This window comes from Neisseria sp. P0021.S005 (assembly GCF_051956955.1).
Window position 1 is genome coordinate 1 of record NZ_JBQCWY010000532.1, and the last position, 2,139, is coordinate 2,139.

The 2,139-nt window shown below is 53.2% G+C and carries 3 protein-coding genes; 2 read left to right on the forward strand and 1 reads right to left on the reverse strand.

Features of this window, described 5'->3' with window-relative positions:
- A partial coding sequence (locus ACTHUE_RS16490; protein WP_440424008.1) for an NMCC_0638 family (lipo)protein occupies positions 1 to 326 on the forward strand: 326 nt, incomplete at its 5' end.
- 97 nt (positions 327 to 423) lie between these two features.
- A complete protein-coding gene (pyrC, locus tag ACTHUE_RS16495) occupies positions 424 to 1,458 on the forward strand; it encodes a dihydroorotase (RefSeq protein ID WP_107792418.1) in 1,035 nt (344 codons plus the stop codon).
- A 134-nt stretch (positions 1,459 to 1,592) separates the two neighbouring features.
- Here pyrC and ACTHUE_RS16500 read toward each other — a convergent pair whose 3' ends face one another.
- Positions 1,593 to 2,138: an RBBP9/YdeN family alpha/beta hydrolase gene (locus ACTHUE_RS16500; RefSeq protein WP_440424009.1), complete on the reverse strand. Its 546-nt coding sequence runs from the start codon at positions 2,136 to 2,138 to the stop codon at positions 1,593 to 1,595.
- Position 2,139 lies beyond the last annotated feature (1 nt).

The following is a 2,139-nucleotide window of genomic DNA, read 5'->3' on the forward strand; positions in this document are numbered from 1 at the left end:
CGGTAAACGGCGCAGATTATTATTTGAGCCTGACCGAAGACAGTTGCAGCGTGCGCACGGCTAAAGCCAACGACCATCTGATTTTCAAACAATTTTTGGCTTTGGCAGAAAATCCGCCGCAAGGTTTGAACGCTGAATTGCGTGCCGATAATTTGTCGGAAGCCCCGTTGCCCATGCGTCAGATTTCCTACGCATGGCGCGCGTCCGGCAGTTCGAAAGAAACCTTGTTGACCGTCAAAACAACGTCGTCCGAGCATTTTCCGGTACAGGCTGTTTTTTATTTGACCCATCATTCTTACGACAATAAGGCCGCCGTTTTACCTTAGACCGGTTGACGATTGGAATATCAAATTAATAGCAACCGTTACTGCCGAATAAAGGCCGTCTGAAACATTATCAAACCAAACCACTCGAAAGTAAGCTATGCAAACCCTGACCATCATCCGCCCCGACGATATGCACTTACACCTGCGCGACGGCGACGCGCTCAAAGCTGTTGCCCCGTACACCGCCCGACAAATGGGCCGCGCGGTTATCATGCCCAACCTCAAACCGCCCGTCGTCAGCGTTGACGATGCCCAAGCCTACAAAGCGCGCATTATGGCCGCCCTGCCTGAAGGCAGTACCTTCCAGCCGTTGATGACGCTTTATTTGACCGACAACGCCACACCCGAACTCGTGCGCGAAGCCAAGGCTGCCGGTATCGTGGCTTTCAAACTCTATCCTGCGGGCGCGACCACCAACTCCGATTCCGGCGTGACCGACTTGTTCAAACTCATCCCCGTGTTGGAAGAAATGGCGAAACAGGGCATTTTGTTCTTGGTTCACGGCGAAGTGACCGATCCTGAAATCGATATTTTCGACCGCGAGGCCGCCTTTATCGAGCGCGTGATGAAACCGGTTTTGGCGCAAGTGCCGAATCTTAAAGTCGTGTTCGAACACATCACCACTGCCGAGGCCGCCCGACTGGTATTGGAAGCCAGCGATAATGTGGCTGCGTCCGTGACGCCGCAACACTTGCTGCTCAACCGCAACGACCTTTTGGTCGGCGGCGTGCGTCCTCATCATTTCTGCCTGCCTGTACTCAAACGTGAAACCCACCGTCAGGCTTTGGTTGCCGCCGTTACCGGCGATAAGGCGCACAAATTCTTCCTCGGCACAGACTCTGCGCCACATGCCAAAACTGCCAAAGAAAATGCTTGCGGTTGTGCCGGTATGTTCAGCGCGATGACCGCCATCGAGCTTTATGCCGAAGTGTTTGAGAAAGCAGGCGCGTTGGATAAACTGGAAGCCTTTGCTTCTAAAAATGGCCCGCGTTTCTACGGTCTGCCTGAAAATTCTGATACCATCACACTGGTCAAACAAACGCAAACCGTACCTGCCAGCGTACCTTACGGCGATGGCGAACTTGTACCGATGAGGGCCGGCGGTGAGATTGAATGGACGGTGCAATATTAAATTTGCCGTCAATAAGGCATAAAAAGAAACAACCTGCTTGAAAAGGCAGGTTGTTTTTTTATGGTCGTTCAGACGGCCTGTTATGGGGAGGAAAGACAGACGAGGCCGTCTGAAAACCGAATTATATTGTTTGTTTATTCGGTCAACATGGGTTTCAGTGCTTCCCAAGCCTGCGGCAGTTGGGTAAAGCCGTCCGAAGCCATCAAATGGCCGCCTTCGGGAATATGAGTAACAGGGCTTTTGAGTTTGGCCGCCATGTCCAAAGTCAGTTCGGGCGGAACATGGGTGTCATTGTCGGAAACCAGACAGTGTTTGGGCATGTCGATTTTGCGCAGGATGTTGAAATCGGGCGACGCTGCTTTAATGTAGGCATCGAGCGCAGGTAGGGGCGGCAGCGTATCGGCAAAACCGGCGGCAAGCAACAGGCCGCCGATTTTTTGCGGCTGTTGGCGGCTGAGGAAGTGAAGGAGGGTAATGCAGCCGAGGCTGTGGCCGACTAGGAAGGTATGGGCATCGGGCTTGCCAATGTGCTGGTCAAGGGTAAACTGCCACGAGGTCGTGCTTGGTTTGTCGGGATTGGGCATGGCGAGGGAGATTGCTTGTGCGCCGGTGCTTTTGATTTGGGCGCAAAGCCAGTCAAACCAGTTGCCGTGCGGATTGCCTTCAAAGCCATGTACGATA